This window comes from Hymenobacter crusticola, assembly GCF_002154225.1.
GTDB classification, from domain to species: domain Bacteria; phylum Bacteroidota; class Bacteroidia; order Cytophagales; family Hymenobacteraceae; genus Hymenobacter; species Hymenobacter crusticola.
This window is the reverse complement of the sequence record NZ_MTSE01000003.1, coordinates 96099-116152: the sequence shown is the minus strand read 5'-3', so window position 1 is coordinate 116152 and position 20054 is coordinate 96099. Positions and strand designations below refer to the sequence as shown.

Annotated in this window: 16 protein-coding genes and 1 pseudogene; 5 read left to right on the top strand and 12 right to left on the bottom strand. The window is 54.0% G+C overall.

What is annotated here, in order from left to right:
• Positions 1–28 precede the first annotated feature (28 nt).
• Positions 29–838, top strand: a complete 810-nt coding sequence (locus BXP70_RS06840; RefSeq protein ID WP_086593297.1) for an OmpA family protein — start codon at positions 29–31, stop codon at positions 836–838.
• 197 nt (positions 839–1035) lie between these two features.
• On the opposite strand, the pseudogene BXP70_RS06835 reads toward BXP70_RS06840, so the two are convergent.
• From BXP70_RS06835 to BXP70_RS06805, 7 genes and pseudogenes are all read right to left on the bottom strand, one after another.
• Positions 1036–1677: pseudogene (locus tag BXP70_RS06835) on the bottom strand (short chain dehydrogenase); the annotation flags it as partial.
• Positions 1678–1789: 112 nt separating this feature from the next.
• Positions 1790–2326 carry a 2'-5' RNA ligase family protein gene (locus BXP70_RS06830; protein WP_143436394.1) on the bottom strand — a complete coding sequence of 179 codons (537 nt, stop codon included), beginning with the start codon at positions 2324–2326 and terminating at the stop codon, positions 1790–1792.
• A 95-nt stretch (positions 2327–2421) separates the two neighbouring features.
• Positions 2422–3813 (bottom strand): M20/M25/M40 family metallo-hydrolase, encoded by a 1392-nt coding sequence (locus BXP70_RS06825; RefSeq protein WP_086593766.1) that lies wholly within the window; start codon positions 3811–3813, stop codon positions 2422–2424.
• 106 nt (positions 3814–3919) lie between these two features.
• Positions 3920–5221 (bottom strand): serine hydrolase domain-containing protein, encoded by a 1302-nt coding sequence (locus BXP70_RS06820; RefSeq protein WP_086593294.1) that lies wholly within the window; start codon positions 5219–5221, stop codon positions 3920–3922.
• A gap of 278 nt (positions 5222–5499) precedes the next feature.
• Positions 5500–6651 (bottom strand): acyltransferase family protein, encoded by a 1152-nt coding sequence (locus tag BXP70_RS06815; protein WP_245849545.1) that lies wholly within the window; start codon positions 6649–6651, stop codon positions 5500–5502.
• 223 nt (positions 6652–6874) lie between these two features.
• Positions 6875–7411 (bottom strand): histidine phosphatase family protein, encoded by a 537-nt coding sequence (locus BXP70_RS06810; RefSeq protein WP_086593293.1) that lies wholly within the window; start codon positions 7409–7411, stop codon positions 6875–6877.
• A 93-nt stretch (positions 7412–7504) separates the two neighbouring features.
• A complete protein-coding gene (locus BXP70_RS06805) occupies positions 7505–8515 on the bottom strand; it encodes a DUF1028 domain-containing protein (protein ID WP_086593292.1) in 1011 nt (336 codons plus the stop codon).
• 127 nt (positions 8516–8642) lie between these two features.
• Between BXP70_RS06805 and BXP70_RS06800 the strand changes: the two genes are divergently transcribed.
• Positions 8643–9722, top strand: a complete 1080-nt coding sequence (locus BXP70_RS06800) for an ABC transporter ATP-binding protein (protein ID WP_245849543.1) — start codon at positions 8643–8645, stop codon at positions 9720–9722.
• A complete protein-coding gene (locus tag BXP70_RS06795; protein WP_086593291.1) occupies positions 9710–11272 on the top strand; it encodes an ABC transporter permease/substrate-binding protein in 1563 nt (520 codons plus the stop codon). Before BXP70_RS06800 ends, BXP70_RS06795 begins: the two co-directional genes overlap by 13 nt.
• A gap of 473 nt (positions 11273–11745) precedes the next feature.
• Here the strand turns inward: BXP70_RS06795 and BXP70_RS06790 are convergent, their stop codons facing one another.
• From BXP70_RS06790 to BXP70_RS06770, 5 genes are all read right to left on the bottom strand, one after another.
• Positions 11746–13677: an acyl-CoA synthetase gene (locus BXP70_RS06790; RefSeq protein ID WP_086593290.1), complete on the bottom strand. Its 1932-nt coding sequence runs from the start codon at positions 13675–13677 to the stop codon at positions 11746–11748.
• 85 nt (positions 13678–13762) lie between these two features.
• On the bottom strand, positions 13763–14512 hold the full coding sequence (locus BXP70_RS06785; RefSeq protein ID WP_086593289.1) for an SDR family NAD(P)-dependent oxidoreductase: 750 nt from the start codon (positions 14510–14512) through the stop codon (positions 13763–13765).
• Positions 14513–14603: 91 nt separating this feature from the next.
• Positions 14604–15407, bottom strand: coding sequence for a type IX secretion/gliding motility protein PorT/SprT (gene porT / locus BXP70_RS06780; RefSeq protein WP_086593288.1), 804 nt, complete (start codon positions 15405–15407; stop codon positions 14604–14606).
• Positions 15356–16084, bottom strand: a complete 729-nt coding sequence (ubiE, locus tag BXP70_RS06775; RefSeq protein ID WP_086593287.1) for a bifunctional demethylmenaquinone methyltransferase/2-methoxy-6-polyprenyl-1,4-benzoquinol methylase UbiE — start codon at positions 16082–16084, stop codon at positions 15356–15358. The genes porT and ubiE overlap by 52 nt, the downstream gene beginning before the upstream one ends.
• Before the next feature lie 127 nt (positions 16085–16211).
• Positions 16212–18482 (bottom strand): OmpA family protein, encoded by a 2271-nt coding sequence (locus BXP70_RS06770; protein ID WP_245849542.1) that lies wholly within the window; start codon positions 18480–18482, stop codon positions 16212–16214.
• A 441-nt stretch (positions 18483–18923) separates the two neighbouring features.
• Between BXP70_RS06770 and yihA the strand changes: the two genes are divergently transcribed.
• A complete protein-coding gene (gene yihA, locus BXP70_RS06765; RefSeq protein ID WP_086593285.1) occupies positions 18924–19541 on the top strand; it encodes a ribosome biogenesis GTP-binding protein YihA/YsxC in 618 nt (205 codons plus the stop codon).
• 70 nt (positions 19542–19611) lie between these two features.
• Positions 19612–20046, top strand: a complete 435-nt coding sequence (locus BXP70_RS06760; protein WP_086593284.1) for an energy transducer TonB — start codon at positions 19612–19614, stop codon at positions 20044–20046.
• The last annotated feature ends 8 nt before the right edge of the window (positions 20047–20054 follow it).

Sequence of the window (20054 nt, the reverse complement as noted above, 5' to 3'; positions counted from 1 at the left end):
ATGTCTTACCTCTTTACTCGTTCTTCCTATGAACCTACCCTTCTCCCGCACCGTGCTGACAGCTATGCTGGGCGTTGGCCTATTAAGCACGGGCACTTCCTGCGTTTCCTCCAAGAAGTACAAAGCGCTGCAAGCCCAGTATTCGGACCTGACCAGCGCCCGCGACCAGCTGCAAGCTCAGAAAACGGCCCTGGAGCAGCAGAGTGCCCAAACCGAAGAGGCGCTGAAAGCGAGTTTGCAGAGTAAAAATCAGCAGGTTAGCCAGCTCAATTCTAGCCTAGGTGCCACCCAAGAAGACCTGAAAGCCAAGGAAGCCCGCATCGCCGAAATGCAGCGCATCCTCGACCAAAAAGACGCGGCGGTGAAAGCTTTGCGCCAAAAGGTAGGCGACGCCCTACTAGGATTCAATGCCAACGACCTAACCGTGAACGTGAAAAACGGCAAGGTGTACGTTTCGCTTTCCGAGCAGCTCCTGTTCAAATCGGGCTCCACGAAGGTTGACCCGAAAGGTGTGGATGCGCTGGGCAAGCTCGCGGAGGCTCTTAAAGGTAACCAAGATGTGAACGTGCTGGTGGAAGGCCACACCGACAACGTGCCGATTGCCCGCATTGCGGGGATGAAAGACAACTGGGACCTAAGCGTGCTGCGCGCCACCGAAATCACGCGCATCCTGACGCAAGCCGGCTTGCCCTCCACCCAGGTAACGCCCTCGGGCCGTTCGCAGTACTCGCCGGTAGCCGCCAACGACAACCCCACGAACAAGGCCCTAAACCGCCGCACGGAAATTATTTTGACGCCCAAACTGGATGAGCTCTTCCAGATTTTGGAGGCAAACTAACGCTAGGTACCGCGCCATCTAAGCTGTTTGACCAGCTAGCTGCGGAACTTTTGCCCTTAGCCACTGTTTTGGAAGTGCATACCATGCAAGCCTCCCGGTTGCTCTGGCAGCAGAGCGCCGGAATTGCAAAGCCCAACTACCTAGGTAGTTGGGCTTTTTTGTTTGTGGTGAATTTTGCCAAGCGGCAACGACTGTCGCTACACCGCCGGATACACTTGTCCAGTTTGGGCGCCGAGCACGCTTTTCAGATAGGCTCTCACCACCACGTCCATCTTGGCTAGGGCGTGACCGGGGAAATCAGGCAGCATCGCCGCTGAGTCTTCCACCAAGCCGGGGCTCACAGCGTTGATGCGGACATTGTTTTCCAGCTCAATAGCGGCTGCTCGCACAAAGGCATTAACGGCGGCATTGACGGTGGTCAGGTTGGCGCCGTTGCGGATCGGGTCATCCGACAAGATACCCGACGACAGCGTGAAGGAGCCTTTGGGCCTGATGTAATGCTGCCCGATGAGCACGAGGTTAATTTGCCCTAATAGTTTGTTGTTGAGTCCTTTTTGAAAATCAGCGGCCGTCATATTGGCTAACGGCCCGAAGTGCGCCCCACCCGCGGTACTGATCAGCGCATCGAACGCGCCGATCTGCTTGTACATGGCCTCAATGGATTCTGACGAGGTGATATCGGCCTGCACATCACCGCTCTTCGACCCGACCTTTACTAGCTCATGGTCGTTTTCGAGCGTGGCCGTTACCTTTTTGCCAATGGTGCCCGTAGCACCGACGAGAATAATTTTCATGGTGTATGAATAAGTAACAAGACGAATGATCCAAACGCTTGGGCCGAACGCGCCACAGCCCGCTCAATTGTTACACGTTGTTTATCAGACGTTCTGGCAACCAAGATAAGGCAACTTAGCAAGCCAGATAATACTACGCCATGGTGCAGGTGCACTTCTATCCTAGCACAAAGGTAGCTTTGGGCTGCCACTGCTGCCCATTGTGGCGAAAGAGCGTGAAGTTCTGCACGACGAAGCTAGCCTCGTACGACCGCGTGGCGAAAAGCTGACGTAGCTCCGGCACTTGCGCCGGCGGCAAGTCGCGGGTAGCGAGGGTGAGATGCGGCGTAAACGGACGATTTTCGCGGGGCACTTCGGGCAAGTGGGTGGCGCACCAATCGGTAAGTGTTGCGTGCAAGGCTTTCAGCGCCATTGCTTCGCTCACGTGCACAAACAGCGTTCGGTTGCCAAACCAAGCAAAGTTGTGCAAGCCAACTGTGAGCGGCTGTTGCGTGGCGGCAAACTCCGCCAGCACAGCCGCGCACCTAGCTTCAAAGGCATCGGGCTGGCGTGTGGGCGGAATGAGGGTGATGTGCGGGGGCAGTCGCACGGCGTTGCGGCTACCGGTGAGCCGGTTTACCTCCTGCTTCATCGCCCACGTTTCCGAAAACGCCGGCTCCGGGGGCAACAAGGCAACTAAATAGAGTGTGTTCACTGGCTATTGCTTTACGATTCTACATAAAAAACCCGCCTGTCCTCTCGCTCTACGTTGTTGGCGGGATAACAGGCGGATTTACCAGAGGAAGCTGCTTACAGACCGTATTTGCTCATCAAGTAGATCAGGGCGGCCATGCTGGCGCCACCTAGCTCCAGCTCGCGACGGTTTACCTTATCGAACGTATCGGCGGCGGTGTGGTGGATGTCGAAGTAGCGCTGGTCGTCGCACTCGTAGCCGATGAGGGCTTTCACCTGCTCTTTCAGCGGGCCAATATCCGTGCCGCCGTGGCCGGGGCCAATTTCCTCACTCTTGTAAGGCGCAAACAGCGGGCTCCATTGCTGCACCTTCTTCACCACTTCCGGCGAGCCTTCTATTCCGAAGCCACGCGGCGTGAAGCCGCCCCCATCCGACTCCATGGCGGCGAGGTGCTTCTCGTTGGCGGCTTTGGCTAGCTCGGCGTATTTGTTGCCGCCGCGGGTGCCATTCTCCTCGTTCATGAATAGTACTGCCCGCACCGTGCGCTCGGGGCGCAGGCCCGTTGCCTTCAGCAGGCGTAGTACTTCCATGCTTTGCACGCAGCCGGTGCCGTCGTCGTGGGCACCCTGGGCTAGGTCCCACGAGTCGAGGTGGCCCCCAACGCTGATGATTTCATCGGGGTACTTTGAGCCTTTGATTTCCCCGATTACGTTGTACGATTTCACCTCTGGTAACTGCTGGCAGCCCATTTCTAGCTCCACCGTCAGGCCGGGGTCGGCTTTGAGGAGTTGGCTGAGTTCGTCGGCATCGTTGGTGCTGAGCGCGGCGGCGGGTACTTTCTTTACCTGCTCGTCGTAGCTCATAGTGCCGGTATGCGGAAAGTCATCGTGGGCCAAGGACAATGACCGAACCAGCGCCCCGATGGCACCTCGCTTGGCTGCTTCGATGGCCCCGCGCCGCCGCTGGTCGCCCGCGTCGCCGTACGCCCGACCCGTCTCGATGAAGGTGGGGTTCATGGGGCGGTTGTAGAAGATGAACTTGCCTTTGACCTTATCATCGGGCATGGCCGCTAGCTCCTGCCAGCTATCCACTTCCACAACCCCAGCCTGCATTTTACCATTGGTTCCGACAGAGCCACCTAACGCACAAACATTCAACGCTATACCTTTGCCTTTGGCGGGCTTGATCTGCGCTTTCTCTTTGGGGCCGCGCACCCAGTGCGGCACCATTACTTCCTGCAAATACACCCGGTCGAGCCCTAGCTTCTCCATGGTTACCTTGCCCCACTGCACGGCTTTCTCCGCCTGCGGCGAACCACTCAGGCGGCCGCCAATAGTGCCCGTGAGCTGGCGCAAGTTTTCGTAGCTCTGCCCGCGTAGCAGCGCTTCGTCGTAGATCTTGCGGATGTTGGTAGAATCGATTTTCGTACCCGTTTGGGCCGATACGGAAGTGGCAGTTGTAACCAAAGCTAGCCCAGCCAGAGCAAGCCAACGCGGAGCAAAATGCATCATTCAGGTAAGATTGAGGAAAGAAAACCGCCACGCAGAAGCCGGCGCGGCACGGCTAAGTACAATGAAAGCGAACCTAGGTTGCACGCCTAGCAGCTAGTACCCGCTAACGAGCCACCCGCGACGAAGTCAGCGCCTGGTACACCAGTGTCCGAAACCTATCTTGAAGGCTGCTGCTGCTATTAGGGGACTTTTGGGTGTAGAGCAGGGCCACAATGCCTTCTTTCGGATCGACCCAGTAGGTGGTGCCGAAGATGCCACCCCACCCAAACGCCCCCTCCGACTCGCCCAAACGCCCCGTTGTTTTGGTGGTCGTCAGGCTGAAACCTAGGCCAAATTTGTTGCCTCCGCCCTGTTCTACCTCGCCTATCTGGTTGATAGTCATCAAGCGCACGGTAGTCGGGCTCAGCAAGCGGCGGCCATTATATTCGCCGCCGTTCAGCATCATTTGCAGGAAGATGGCGTAGTCTTGAATGGTGGACGACAACCCCGCCCCGCCCGAGAAGTACGTACCCTTGGTTTTCGGATAATCAGGCACAGGCGTAATGCCGTCGTGCATGCCCATCTTGATGGTGTGACGCGTGGCATCTTCGGTGTAGAGCGTAGCCAACCGCGCTTGCTTGGCAGCGGGGAGGTAGAAGTAGGTGTCCTTCATGCCGAGTGGCTCGAAGATGCGCTGCCGAAAGTACTCGTCGAGCGACTGTCCGGAAAGCACCTCGATTAGGTAGCCCAGCACGTCTACGCTCAAGCCGTAGGTAAACCGCTCGCCCGGTTGGTGCTCTAGTGGCAGCGGCCCTAGGGCATTCATGGCCGTTGCCAGTGAACCACTCGGCGTACCTATTCCACTAGGAACGTGTGCTTTGGCGTAGATAGCCTTGCTTTCTTTGCTGCCAATAACGGCATAGCCGATACCCGACGTGTGGGTAAGCAATTGGCGAATCGTGACCGGCCGCTTGGCCGGCACGGTGGTGTAGCTAGAGTCTTTTTCGTTGAAGGTAGCCAGCACCTTCTGATTGGCAAAAGCAGGAATGTACTTCGAAATGGGGTCATCAAGCAGAAAGCGGCCTTCTTCGTAGAGCATCATCACCCCCAGGCTGGTAATGGCTTTGGTTTGGGAAGCTATGCGCATGATGGCATCACGCTGCAAGGGCGTTTTCGCGGCCACATCATCCACGCCGAAAGCCTTGTTGTACACCACTTTGCCATCGCGCACAATGTAGGCAATGGCGCCGGGCACTAGGTTTTGCGACGTGTATTCTTGCAGTACCCGGTCGAGGCGCTGGAGGCGGTCAGTGCTCATGCCCACCGTCTCGGGCTTAGCCTCCTTCAGAACGGGTAAGGTGCTTTGCTGCGCGAACGTGAGCTGGCAGCTAAGTGCTAGCAGAAAGACGGTAGCGGTTGTTTTCATTCGAAGGATGGTTGTGAGGGGCTTTGCGGAAATAGTAGGCGGTAGTTGAGTTGAATGGCCTTGAATGCACATTTCGGCCAGATGACGAAACTGACCGAGTGAGCATATTATCGAACAACTCCTAGCGGACAAGCGAAAGTGATTTTGTGTTAATGCAAGAGAAAAATTATATATCTTTCTCTTATTACGCACCTATCTAAAGTGCACAAGAATAATACTGACACATTCGGTAACATTTAGCAACAAGTATTCAGTAAGTATCGCTAAATAACTATCAACTACCCTCGCACTTGCAAAATGCGCTTTGTCAAAAATTTGCGCACAGGTTCGTCATACAACTTTAAGCACAGATAAGCTAGTAGTATAGACCCCACAACAAGTGCTATGGCACCGGGCAGCGATTGTTCGAATGTCAAGTTTTCATTTTTAACCCAAGCATAATATAAATAGATAAAGGGATAATGCACCATATAAAGCGGATAAGAAATATCACCTAAGACCTTGCATAGCCGAATAGTTAACTTATCCGTAGTCTTTCCTGAAGCTCCTACATAAACAAGCAAAGGAAAGATAATAGCAAAGCAAATTGTATCATATAACCCGTTCATCCACAAGTTATCACTACCGCCAACTCGAGGTATTGCTGATACAATAATAACAGTTAGGCTGCCGATCCAAAAAGCACCTTTCACATTGGTAGGTTTGAATACACGGGCCAGGAGCAAACCTGCTGAGAATGAAAAAAGCAGCCGTAAAGAACCACCAAGTATATTATCTTCTGTGAGAGAAAATCCGACGCATATATCGCCGTACGGGCCCCAAATGGCAAATGCTGCCAATCCACAACCAGCGCAGAAAACGAGTACAGAAAGTACTTTGGTAGGAAGCTTACGAATAAAGAATGCATAAAGAAAGGTACCGATATACTCAAAAAATAAAGACCAGCTCGGACCATTCAGCGGGAACATTTCTCCAACTCCTCTAATTTCAAACCCGGGGGTTGCCGGAATCAAACAAGCATTTATAAAAGTAGCGACCAATAACCTAGGTGCAGATACTTTTGAAACGTCCCAGGTAGCGCAACCTTGAAAGTAGAACATAATAGCGCCGATGATAGCACCAACAACGACCATCGGATGCAAGCGAATAAATCTACGCTTGATAAAATCTGTTATTGTCATGGTGTTCCATCGATCATCATAAGCATAGCCAACAACAAAACCGGACAGAATAAAAAAGAAATCGACTGCTAAATATCCGTGGTTAATTTTTTGATCTATATGGCTAGTCGCATAGGCTTCGAATAGATGAAAACATACAACTGTTACTGCCGCTATTCCGCGTAAACCATCGAGTATATTATAATGCGGTTTCGAGTCTGCGAATGCAGCAGAAGCCTCATTTTTTGGTATTGGCATTTCCTTTATCATAACGTATTAGTAGAACCAACTCAGAATTTTAGTACGAAATTGGTAAAAGCTTTTTTGGTATCTCCCGCTGCTTGCCCGGGTTTATTGTCTACCCGCTGAAAGGAGCGGATTTATCGTTCGTCTTGGCACCTACGCTAGGAAATCTTCTGGCGTAGTTGCCCGCGTTGCGAGTGGAAAGTATGCCCGTAATCCAACCTAGCAGCACTGAGCTAACCGTACGAATCTACCGCCTAGCTCCGTAGCGCGTCACCCCGATGGTTCCCGTGCCTTCGGCTGGCAGGTGAATCTCGAATAGGTAATCATAGCGCTCATCGGCAATTTCACGCATGGGACGGGTTACGCCGAATGCTTCGATGAGCGGCAAGAGAGTATTGGAATGACCTACCACTACCACTTTTTTGTTGGCATACTCGCGCCGGATCAGATCCGCTAACCTAGCAGGATCTTTGGCGTCGTAGCTCATGGGCGTGAGTTGGAGGGCAGCCTCCAGCGGCGCCAGGGTTTCGCGGGTGCGACGCGTATCGGTGGTAAAGAGCGCCACGGGACTACGCGGGGCGAGGGAGTCGCGCAGGGCAATGGCGCGCTGCCGACCAGCCGGCGTGAGTGACGGATCGTTGAGGCCCGGTGTCAGGTCCTTTTCGGCGTGACGCACCAGGTAAATAGTGGTAGCTGGCTTAGCAATAGTTTCTGGCTGCCGACCTAGGTTGCAGGCCGTGAGTACCCAAAGACAGAAGCAAGAAAGCAGTAAGGAAATGCGCATAGCAAATGGGATGGGGTTAGAGCAGTTTTAAAAGTAGGCATCGGCTCCAGTCGAGCAGTTGGGGTCGCCTGACCAGCAGAAGCTCTATTTCGGTTATTTCAAGGTTAGAATCTGTTTTAGCTCGGCGTCGCTCACGGTGAGCAAGCCCACTTTGGGTAGGCGCTGGGTGAGGATGCGCCAATTGGGCTCCTGCTTGAAAATAGGACGCAGCAAGGCTATAGCGGCAGGCACTTGCTGCTTGTTAGCCAGCGAAATGGCATGCCAGTACTTCATTTCCAGGTTATTTGGGAACATCTTCTCCGCCGCTTGATATTCGCGAATGGCGCCGGGCACGTCGTTTTTCTCCACGGCTAGGTCGCCGGCGTTCATGTGCTCGTAGGCGCGGTGCAGGCTGAGCAAACGGCGCAGCTCCTTCAGCGGCACGTCGTTATCATCCACCCGCAAGTCGATGAGGCGGTCGGCCCAGGGGCCTTCGGTGGCTTTGCCGCGCACGACCAGTAGCGCCGCCGACTGTCGGCCGCGAATGTCGCCCCCGGCTATTTGGGCCGCGTCGAGGGCGGCAAGTACCCGTTCAGCTAGGGGCAAGTTGGCATTCTGCTCGTAAGCTTTGGCCATGGCCGCGGGCACGGTGCTATTCAGCATCATGTTGGCCTGCACCGAAAACTGCGTGCCCTTCACGTGGCTAGCTTCGTCGACGCACTTTTTGCCGGTATGGGTGGCCACGTTGCCTTGGGCATCCAGAATAGCGACTTGGCGCACGTCGCGGCCTTCGTCGTTGGCGAGCAGCTCGTCGAGGACTTGCTGAGCCATTTTGCCGCTCTTCAGCAGCGCTAGCCCGCGCGGGCCAAAGGATTTATTTGTAAAGGACTGCGTGGCCACGACGCCCACTCCTGCCTCACCCCAGCTCACAGATGTACCCACTGAGAACCAGTGACTTTGCACGGCCACGGCCATGTCGCCGGTGGCAGGGTCGCGCGCAACGATGGAGAAGGTATGGGCTAACGGCTCGGTGGCGGAGTAAACACTAGTCGTCTGAGCAAAAGCAAGTTGGGTGAAACCTAGCAGTAAGCTAGCCAACAGGACGGGTAAGCGTTTTAGGAACATAGAACGAAGAACTTGGAATGAATCGGGCCCTCAAGATAAAGCCAAACCAACATCTGCGGTGCCCAAGCTCGCTGATTCGACGTATCCGGCTTACCTTACCAACCTCTACTGTTCGGCTTTTCTATCTGTGTCTTCTCCCCATTCCCCCGTCCCCACGATTCGCGTGCGCAATCTCAGCAAGCGTTACGGCGACCTAGCCGTGGTGCAAGATATCAGCCTGGAGCTAGCCCAGGGCGAAACGCTGGTGCTGCTCGGCCCGAGTGGCTGCGGCAAAACGACGTTGCTCAAGATGCTCAACCGCCTGATTGAGCCGTCCAGTGGTAGCGTGGAAGTTAATGGCCAGGATGTGCGCACCCAACGCCCCGAACAGCTGCGGCGCGGCATGGGCTATGTGATTCAGCAAGTTGGCCTGCTGCCCCATTATACAGTGGCCGACAACATTGGCATCGTGCCCCGCTTGCTTGGCCATGCACCAGCTGCTATTGCCCAGCGTACGGAGGCGCTGCTTACCCGCCTCCACTTGCCGGCTGAGCGCTTTGCGCACCAGTATCCACAGCAGCTTTCTGGCGGCCAGCAGCAGCGCGTCGGCCTGGCTAGGGCGCTAGCAGCCGATCCGCCCATTATTCTCCTGGATGAGCCCTTTGGTGCCCTCGACCCCATCACGCGGGCTAGCATCCGCCGCGAGTTTCGGGAGCTGGATGAGTTGCGCCGCAAAACTGTCGTGCTCGTTACCCACGACGTAGTCGAAGCATTTGAGCTAGCCGACCGCATTGCCCTGCTTGACGGCGGCCGGATTCAGCAGCTTGGCACGCCCCGCGAGTTGCTTTTCCAACCAGCTAATGACTTTGTACGGCGCTTTTTCGCGGCCGAAAGGCTAGGGCTGCAACTGCGCACGCTGCGGCTGCTAGATATATTACCGTTTCTGCCTGAAGCACAAACTCAGCGCAACGCGGCCAACACCGTCGAAACTCTGCTGGCATCTGCTACAGTCCAAGAAGCATTGGAAAGCTTAACGAACGGTGCGCCTGCAACGGCAGGTTCCTCGGCTCTTACCGCCGCATCGAAGCCAACGAATAACGCACAGGAACAAGTACTTTCCATTAGTACTGACGCTTTAGACACAGCATCTTATCAACTTGACTTACCGCAGCTTATGACTGCATTCGGCAAAGCTTTACAACAAGAGGAAACAGCTTGGAAACGTTAAAAGAACTTTTTACCTTCTGGCAAGCGCAGGCTAGTAAGCTAGGTCAGCAAACCCTCGAACACATTGGGCTAACGGCGGCTTCCCTACTGCTGGCGGTGCTCGTGGGCGTGCCCCTAGGGTTGCTGCTTACCCGCCGGCCGCGCTGGGCACCGGCCGTGCTGGGCTTCACGGGCGTGCTTCAAACTATCCCCAGTATCGCACTGCTCGGCTTCCTAATCCCAGTTCTCGGCATTGGGCCTGGGCCTGCCATCTTCGCGCTGTTCTTGTACTCGCTGCTGCCCATCATTCGCAATACGCTGGCGGGCGTGCAAGGCGTGAGCCCGGCGGTGGTAGAAGCGGCTCGGGGCCTAGGCCTCACTGATGGACAGGTGCTGCGCCGCGTAGAATTGCCACTGGCGTTGCCAGTCCTGTTCGCCGGAGTCCGCACAGCCACGGTGATCAACGTTGGCGTGGCTACGCTGGCGGCCTACATTGCTGCGGGTGGCCTAGGTGAGTTCATCTTTGGTGGCATTGCCCTGAACAACCCCGCCATGATCTTGGCGGGTGCTATTCCGGCCGCAGGGCTAGCATTGGCTTTCGACGCAGCGCTGGCTGGCTTACAACGCTTGAGTGCACGCAAGCTGGTGCGCGTAGGTGGTGCACTGCTGGTATTGCTCCCACTGCTGAGCGGATTGTACCTGCTGCCTCGCGCAACGGGCAAACTGCTGGCGGGCTTTAGCCCCGAGTTCGTGGGCCGCGCCGACGGCTTACCCGGCGTGCGCAGCACCTACCACCTGGAAGTGCCCAACGTGGTGATTGCGCCCGCCTTGGTGTACGAAGCCGCGCACCACAAGGACGTTGACGTAATCGACGGCTATTCCACCGATGGCCGCATCAAAGCCTACAACCTACGCGTGCTCCGCGACGACCGCCGCGCCTTCCCTCCTTACTTCGCCGCGCCCGTGGTGCGCCAGCGTGTGCTAGCCGAACACCCCGAACTCCAGCCGGTGCTGGAAAAGCTAGCCGGCCAAATCAACGACTCCGTGATGACGGAGCTCAACTACCGCGTCGATTATCTGCACGAAGCACCTCGCGCCGTCGCCCTCGAATTTCTGCGCAAACGCGGCTTGTGGCGCGCTCCGCAACCTGTCCGTGGCGCGACCATCGTGCTAGGTTCCAAAATCTTTTCTGAGCAGTACATCTTGGCCGAGATGTACGCGGCGCTCATCCGGGGCTATACCAGTCTGGATGTCGCTACCAAAACCGGACTAGGCGGCACCAGCATCTGCTTCGAAGCGCTCCGCAACGGCGCTATTGACCTGTATCCTGAATACACAGGCACCGGTTTGCTCGTGTTGCTCCAGCCATCCCCCGCCACCCTCGACTCCCTACACGGCGACCCGAAAGCCGTGTACCAATACGTGCAGCAAGACTTTCGTCGCCGCTATGGCTTAGAGTGGCTTGCTCCAATTGGCTTCAACAATACGTATGCCTTGCTCATGCGGCAGCAACAAGCCGCGCAGCTAGGTATTGCATCGGTGTCAGATTTGAGTAGGTATTTGCGGAAGTAGGCAGCTAGCAAGCCTTTCTGCTACTATAGCTACAGCCCAGACTTACAGTTCGATACCTAGCATAATGAACTGTTAGCTTATCTACCTCGTGTTTCTTGACAAAGAATAGCTTACCCTGCAAATTCGTAAAATCCTCAACTGCAAACCTTTGGCTCTCAAAATATACTTTCAAAACAGCTCCTAGCAACGGTGCCAACGAACGAGCATCTCTGATTTCGCCCGAAACAAGTCCTGTGTTGAAGATGACAAGCTCAGCTGAAGTCCTTGCTCTGCTATACACCGATCGGGCCTACCCTTGCCATAAGGAGGAATCCAGTTCCTAATTAGTCGATTACAAGACCTGCTATTACACTCGAATTTAGCCAAAGTCACTCATAAATACCTATCTAACAACCCGATATGACTAAACCTAGCCATATCATCACGCCAGGTTTTATGCTTCAGGAAGCAAACCATTTTCTCTTGTAGCCCTATTACACTACCTCCACCTCGCACGGCACGGCGTAGCCACTTAGCGCCTGCCTAATAGAACTAGCCGCGTCGGCGCCACCAGTGGCTTTCACCGCCGCCACTAACCCTAGCTTCTTATCCTCGCGCACGGAAATATTGCTGACGTTTAGACCAGAAACCTTCCCTAGCTCCTGCTCATATATTCGGCAGATTTCCTGCTTCACCAGCACCGGCTTCAAGATTTTACCAATAGCCGTGAGGGGAAATTCCGCGGCGATGTGAATATGCTTGGGCACAGCGGCTCGCTCGGGAATGTTGGCTTCGGCGAAGGCCAGTAACTCAGCTGCTGTTGCCTGTTGCCCCGTTTTCAACATCACGTAAGCTACTGGCAGCTCGCCAGCATCTTTATCGGGGCTGCCAATGGCGGCGGCCAGGGCTACGGCGGGGTGTTGCGCCAAGGCTTCCTCAATGATTTTGGGGTCGATGTTGTGTCCGCCCCGGATGATGAGTTCCTTCTTGCGGCCAGTGATGAAGAAATACCCTCGCTCGTCCTGCCGGCCTAGGTCGCCGGTGTTGTAGAAGTCCCCGCGGCCATCCTCCGTATCCACCCAAATGCCTTTGTTGTGCTCGGGTTGCAAGTAGCCTTGGAATATATTAGCACCACGCACCACGATAACGCCGCTTTCATTCACGGCCGCGTCGCGCTGATACGCGCCGGTTTGCTCATCCAACACCACCACTTTTACCTCTTGGTAGGGCACGCGCAGCCCGATAGAGCCCGGCACCGGCTCCCCTCCCAGCGGCGTTACGCTGCTGATGCACGAGCCTTCTGTGAAGCCGTAGCCCTCCGACACGCGCAGCCCCGTGCGGCGCTCAAACTCGCGAATGACCTCCACCGGCATCGGCGCCGCCCCACAGATAGCGTAACGCAACGAGCTTACGTCGCGCTTACTAATGGGAAGCTCAAGCAACCGCGTGAAGATAGTTGGCACCCCACTGAACAACGACAGCCGGTAATGCTCCACCAATTGCCAGAAGTTGGTTAAGATACCTGGGCCACGGTAGCCGGCCGGGCTACCCAGCACCAGCGTGTGCCCCAACGACCACGGAATGCTGCCCGTCACGACCACGCCATTCACGTGAAAGAGCGGTAACCCGCAGAAAAACACCAACTTCTCTGTGCTGTCGCCTAGCAGCTGAGAAGCGCTGTAGGTGATGACCGTCAGGTTGTGGTGGGTGAGTGGGGCTAGCTTCGGCGTGCCCGTAGTGCCGCCTGTGTGGAAATAGCAGGCCGTATCGGTGGGGGCAATCTGACGGCCTGCTATAAGCCGATCGTCGGGCTGCTGGCGCAGCAACTGGTTGAAATCTACTACCCGTTTGCCCGGTAACGCTGGCTGGCCTTTGCCTAAGCGCGTCGCGCCAACCGCCAACCGCTGCACCAGCGATAGGTACGGCAGCATGTCGACGGTTACAATGGTTTCAAGGCTAGGTACTAGTGCGGCTACTGCCTCCACTTTTTGCCAGATATCGGTTTTAGGGAAAGCGCGTAGCGTAACGAGCACCTTAGTACCTGCCGCATTCAGAATCTCCGCAATCTGGCTAGGTTCCAGCAGCGGATTAATGGGATTAACAATGCCAGCCGCTTGTCCACCCCAAAGCGTAAAAGTCGTTTCGGGCAGGTTTGGCAGCACATACGATACTACGTCGGTGGCGCCAACTCCTATAGTATGGAACAGATTAGCCGCCTGATAAAAATGCCTGAGCAAGTCAGCGTAGTTAAAGTCGACCGACTCAGTAGGCTTTTCTCCGTTGAATACGAAACGCAAGGCAGTTGCCTGCGGATTGAGCATGGCGCCGCGCCGAAGCATTTCAAAGGTATTCGGCGCAAGAGGCCGGGCACTCAGCGGCACTTGTTCGATGGCGGCAATATCGGCGAGGGACTGATAACCAGGCATAGGGTAGCGACAAAATCAAAAGGAGCAGAACGAAATAACTCATTCTGCTCCAAATTCTTCGAGTTGCCGCCGAAAAGCTAGGTTTTTATTCTTTGTTGATCAGCGTCGCTGATGCTTGTGCGGCTGGTAGCAACAATACCTCCGCCACGTTCACGTGTGGCGGCCGGGTTACCATGAACTGAATGACGTCCGCTACGTCTTCGGCGCGCAACGGTTCGTACCCTTGGTACACTTTCGCGGCCCGCTCGTTGTCGCCCTTGAAGCGCACCTCCGAAAACTCTGTTTCCACGGCGCCTGGGTTTACCTCTGCCACTCTAATGTGATGAGGCAGCAAATCAATCCGCATGCCTTTGGTCAGCGCGGCCACGGCCGCTTTCGAAGCGCAATACACGTTGCCATTCGCGTAAACTTCCTGACCGGCAATCGAACCGATATTGATGATGTGCCCCTGCTTGCGTTGCGTCATCCCAGGTAACAGCGCGCGGCTCACGTTCAGCAAGCCTTTCACGTTGCCATCCAGCATCATGTCCCAATCGTTTGGGTCACCGTCCTGGATAGGTGCTAGGCCGTGTGCATTGCCCGCGTTATTCACTAGTACATCAATTATTTGGAATTCGGCAGGCAAGCTAGCAACGGCCGTTTCTACGGCGGCGCGGTCGCGCACATCGAACGTCAGAACGTGTACCGGTGTGGGAGCAAGTTGCTGGGCTAGGTCTTGAAGCCGTTCGGCCCGGCGTCCGGTCACTACTAATTGAAAACCAGCCTTAGCTAAAGCAACAGCTGTGGCGCGGCCTATCCCGGACGAAGCACCCGTAATGAAAGCAGTTTTGGTCATGGGTTATCCTATTAAATGGCTGGATGCTTCGATAGTGGCCAGTTCAACAACTCGTCAGCGTACCAGTAAATCATTCAGCCATTTAGCTCTTTTATTCAAACGTCAGATACAGCGTTACAGTATTACTAGTGAGTCGTTGCAAACTGTTGCTGTAGACATCCGTGCCAGGCAGAAGCAAGTTCTTCAGACCACTAGAAAAGCGAAGCTCCGGGGCAAACTTGAATAAGGGGTAGAACAGGTCTAGCCCCACGCCGTATTCCAAGGTTAGGTCTGTATCATCGGCGCGCAGTTTGAAGAGTTCAGGATTCTTGCGTCGATTGCCTACGTTGAAGCTAGGTCGGATACCACCTACCACATACACACGCGTGTTACGCCGCCTTTGTGAGTGGAGCTTAAACAACACAGGTAAATCGATCTGCGTAGAGCCAATCTCCTGCGTAACAATAGTATCCTGCCCCGAATACCCTTGATTGGTAAACTCAATTCGGCGTGATAAAAAGCTAACCCCTGGCGTGAAACGTAGCGTCAGATAGTCGGCCAAGCGCACATCGCCGACAAAACCCACCGAAAAGCCTGGACTAACCAAAGCATTTGCAGAAATCCCCTGGCCGCTGTTAATGGCCTGGATGTAACTCGCTGACTGCTGAATCTGGAAGCGCGAAAAATTTGGCGCTAGATAGAAGCCTGGGTGAAACCACTTGTCGTCATAGCCCGGCAGGTTATCCGTGGTAATGGACTTCACGTGGCCGCTTTTGGTGCGGCTCGACTTGGTACGGCTTTTATTCTGGGCATGGCTCGGAAGCGCAACAACAGCCGCCGCGAGGGCTGCGAAGGCGAAGCGCGTTATTTTTGAGCGGTGTAGATAGAGCTGATGCCGAACGTAAGAGGTTGCCATGCGGGGTTTTTAAAGCCAACTTGCGCCAAGATGGAAAGAAAAGCGGGGCCATCCGGAAAAGCCTGCACCGATTCGGGCAGGTAGGTATAGGCCGCGCGGTCTTTAGAAATTAGTTTACCGAACACCGGCAGGATATGCCGGAAATAGAAATTGTAAGCCTGCTTTAGCGGAAAAGCCGTGGGTTTGGAGAACTCCAGAATAACCACTTTCCCACCAGGGCGTAGCACCCGCTGCATCTCAGCGAGTCCCTTTTTGAGGTTTTCAAAGTTACGTACTCCAAACGAAGCTGTTACTGCATCGAAGTGATTATCGGGAAAAGGCAAATTCTCCGAATCTCCTAGCTCTAAGTGGATGCGGTTCGAAAGCCCTTTTTCGGCTAGCTTACGCCGACCTACATCCAGCATGCCTTCCGAAATATCGACGCCCGTTATTTGAGCGTCGGGCGATGCAGCACGCAACGTTTCAATGGCAAAATCGGCAGTACCCGTTGCAATATCCAGAATGAGGGCTGGCCGTAGCTGCTTAAGCTCACCTACTGCCTTACGACGCCAGTAGATGTCGGTGCCTACGCTCAAGAAATGATTCAGAAAGTCATATTTCCCAGCTATGCTGTTAAACATTTGGGCTACCTGCGTTTTTTTGCCGGCAGCGTCGTCTTTGTAGGGTACAACGGTCATACTTCTGAAGCCAAGAACGAAGAATGGATGGGCTAATTGTTCAAACATAACGCCTTGCCCTCGATTATGTTGAAAAAAAACGGGCCGGACGCAATGCCCGGCCCGTTGGAAGCGCATGTGAGCTGGCTTAGTCGTTGTCAGTCTTCACTTTAGTTTTTTCGCCGTTAGCGTCTTTTGCCTTCGAGTCAATCGTTCCGTTTTTGGTTTTGGTCTTTGCCTCTTCGCCCTGAGGGCCTTTGGCTTTCACTTTTACCTTGTCAGAATTCTCGTCGACTTTGGTTTTTATCTTCGTCCCGTCTGCCTGCTTTATCTTGGTCTTGCCAGGTTGCAGCGGTGCCGTCGTGGTCGTCAGAGTAGAGCTGCTAGCGGGTGCTACGCTCGACGAAGTACTCATATTTCCGGTGCTTGACGACACTGGGTTGATCGTCGGGGCCGTTTCCCCCTCCTTTAGAATCACTCGGAACTCTACGCGACGATTCAGTTGCATGTTCTCCGGCGAATCGTTGGGAGCAGCCGGACGACGTTCGCCGTAGCTTACCGTCACTAGCCGCGCATCCGACACACCTTTCTTCAGAAGGTACTTGTAGGCAGCCGTGGAGCGGTTGTCGCCTAGCTCCATGTTGTACTCGTCGGTGTTGCGCGAATCGCAGTGACCTTCTACCGAAACGTTCAGGCCGGGATTGGCTTTCAGTATTTTAGCGATGTTGTCTAGCTCCGAGATAGACTCCGGCCGCAGGTTATACTTGTCGGTATCGAAATAGATCTTCTTGAACGCATACGCCGATTGGCTGGTCGTATCAACATACGGTACGTAGAAGTTTTTGGTAATCGACGTCGAATCATTGGTCGAAATCGGCACTGCCAACTCTACTGTGGTGATGTTCTGGCCATCTTTCGATACTGCTACTTGGTACGTCCGGCCCGAAAGCACGCTCACCCCGTAGTCCCCCGTCTCAGGCTTGGTCACGTCACGGTAGCTCAGCGCAGTTTTGTCGGCCTGCGTACCCGAGAACACCAACTCTACACCCGGAATTACGGAGCTACTGTCGCGGGCACTAAACACCTTGCCCCGAATATTGATGTTCTTGATGTAGTTGATTGTGTAGATATCCTTTTCTCCGTAGCCCCCAATGCGGTAGCTGGACAAATAAGCATAGCTACCATCTGGGCTCAGTCGATAGTAAATGTCATCATCAGGCGTGTTGATAGGGTAACCCATGTTTTCAGGCCGGCCCCACTTACGTCCTACCGAATCCCATTGCGACTTAAAGATGTCGTAGCCACCCATAGTATTATGGCCGCGCGAGCTGAAATACAGCGTCTTGCCATCGCGGCTCAGGTACGGACTATCGTCGTCGTATTTAGTGTTGATGGCATTACCTAGGGTCTTGGCTTGTCCCCAATCACCACCTGGCTGCCGCGTCGCGTAGTACAGGTCCAGCGTGCCGTCTTCCGAGTACTTACCCGTCGAGAAGTAAATTGTTAAACCATCGGGCGTGATGTAGGCGTCGCCTTCATACGCTTTTGAGTTGATGTTGCCATTCAACTTCTTGGGAGGCGCCCAATCGCCACCACTCTTTTCAGAGTAGAAAATGTCGCCATTCTCGTCCTGTCGGTACATCAGCAGCTTTGTGTCGTTATCGAACAGCTGCGTTGAAGCATCGTGGCCTTTGCCGTTCAGCACGCCACTTAAGGAGCGAGGCTTCTGCCATTCGTCCTCGTCGATGCGCTGGGTTTCGAAGATATCTTCGTAGTACTCCCCGTCAGAAGCGATGTTGCCGCCCTTTTTAGAATTTGCATTGCCTGCGCCCGTTACGTTCTCCCCGCGAGACGTGAACAGCAGCAGTTTATCATCGGTAGAGATAACCGGACTATGCTCTGAGTATTGCGTGTTGACGGTCGGGCCTAGGTTCTTTACAAAAATATCCTTGGGGCTGTTGAACTGCACCTTGGCATTTTTGCTGTGCTGAATCAGCTGAGCCAATTCGGCTTTGCGGGTATCCGTCTTCTTCTTGAGCGTAGCATTGTAGGCCTGGAAGTGTGTGATAGCCTCATCGAAGTTATAGTTGAGGTGGTCTACGCGCCCAAGCCAGTATTCTACATCTTTCGACACCTTCGGCTTCAGCCGCTGCGCCTTATAGATATAGTCACTTGCCTTCTCCTTATCAAAGGACATGTAGGCGATACCGGCTCGAAATAATGCCTGGGCGTTATTCGGCTCCTTGGCCAACACTTGCTCGTAGTAAGGGATGGAGGCCCGGTAGTTCTCTTGGTCGAAGAACTTGTTTGCGGTCTTTAGCTGCTTGCGCGTGCTCTGGGCCAGCGCTGGCTGGGCCATAGCTGCGCCCAGCGCTAAGGCGCAAGAGGCTTTCAATAACCTTCTGACTAAGTTGTCCATTGTTAGCGAGGAGTTTGAAAATAAGCGGTTACAAAGAAGGGGCCAACAGAAAAAAGTCTACTGTCCCTTCTAGAAATGCGTTTTATACTGAAAACCAGTTCTAGGGTTGAGGCAAACAGGAGAATGTTTGGGGTAATAATAGCACAGAATCACTTTCTCAACTATCCCCTAGCTTGCATACTAGTGATGAAAATGAGACGATATAATAGGCAAAGATATAAATTTCATAATACAATCTTTCTAGCATCCTATTAAAGTATGTTGGACACTATACCTAGGTAGAATACAATACGGCATAGCAGAAGCCTTGCCGTATTTACCCACCAAGCCGCGCAAATATAGCGCTACAACATTAACAACAAGGGTATTATTCGAAATTTATGTCCTCGACGGCCTTTCTGTTTCTTCTACCTTTGCCCGTAATAACTAGATTTCTTGTCTATGATCATTCGCGAAGCAAAGTTTGTAATGAGTAACTCGCGAGTCGAGCAATGCCCACCCCCTACGTTACCCGAGTACGCTTTTATTGGCCGTTCCAACGTGGGCAAGTCTTCTCTAATTAATATGCTGACGGGGCAGAATGGCTTAGCAAAAACCTCGTCGCTGCCAGGTAAAACGCAATTGATCAATCACTTCTTAATTAACGACCAGTGGTTCCTAGTCGACTTACCTGGCTACGGTTATGCGAAGGTGAGCAAAGAATCGAGGGCACAATGGGGCAAGATGATTAATTATTACTTGCGTAAGCGTGAAAACCTAGCTTGTGTGTTCGTATTGATCGATTCACGCCATGCCCCGCTCGCGCCTGATTTAGAATTTATTGAGATGCTGGGCACGGAAGGCATCCCCTTCGTGTTGGTATTTACCAAGGCCGATAAGATGTCGGGCAGCCGGGCGCACCAGAACGTGACAAGTTACTTAGCTAAGCTCCAGGAGACCTGGGACGAGCTACCGCGGCACTTTGTCACTTCCGCGGCCGAAAAGACGGGACGAGATGAGATCTTAAACTTTATCGAAGACGTAAACCGACAATTGGCTCAGGCGGCTGAGAATTCTTAAATTGGCCTTCTAATTGCCTTCTTTCATTGTATTTTTCCTTTTGCTTCTTCTCTTTTTTCGTTCTCACAACATGAAAAGAATCACGTTTGCGTTGGCTTTCGGTTTGTTAGCGGCTGCAGCCCCGGCTTTTGCACAGAAAGCTAACCCTAAGTCGCCGGCGCCTACGCCTGAAACAACTCCAGCTACTGAAGCTGCCGCGCCGGCTCCTGGCCATGTTGGCAAATCTATTCCCGTGGCCGAATATTACGAGGGTGGTCAGGAAGCCATGTATGCTTTCATCGAGAAAGAGCTGAAGTATCCGATCTTGGCTAAGCGCAACCGCATTCAGGGCACCTGCATCGTGAGCTTCACGCTGAATACCGACGGTACGCTGTCGGGCGTGAAGCTGGTGAAAGGCGTTGGTGGGGGCTGCGGTGAAGAGGCTTTGCGCGTAGCAAAGCTGCTTCAATTCAAAAAGCCCGACTATGCCATCCTGACGAGCTTGCCCATTGTCTTTAAGCTGTAAGCTAGCTT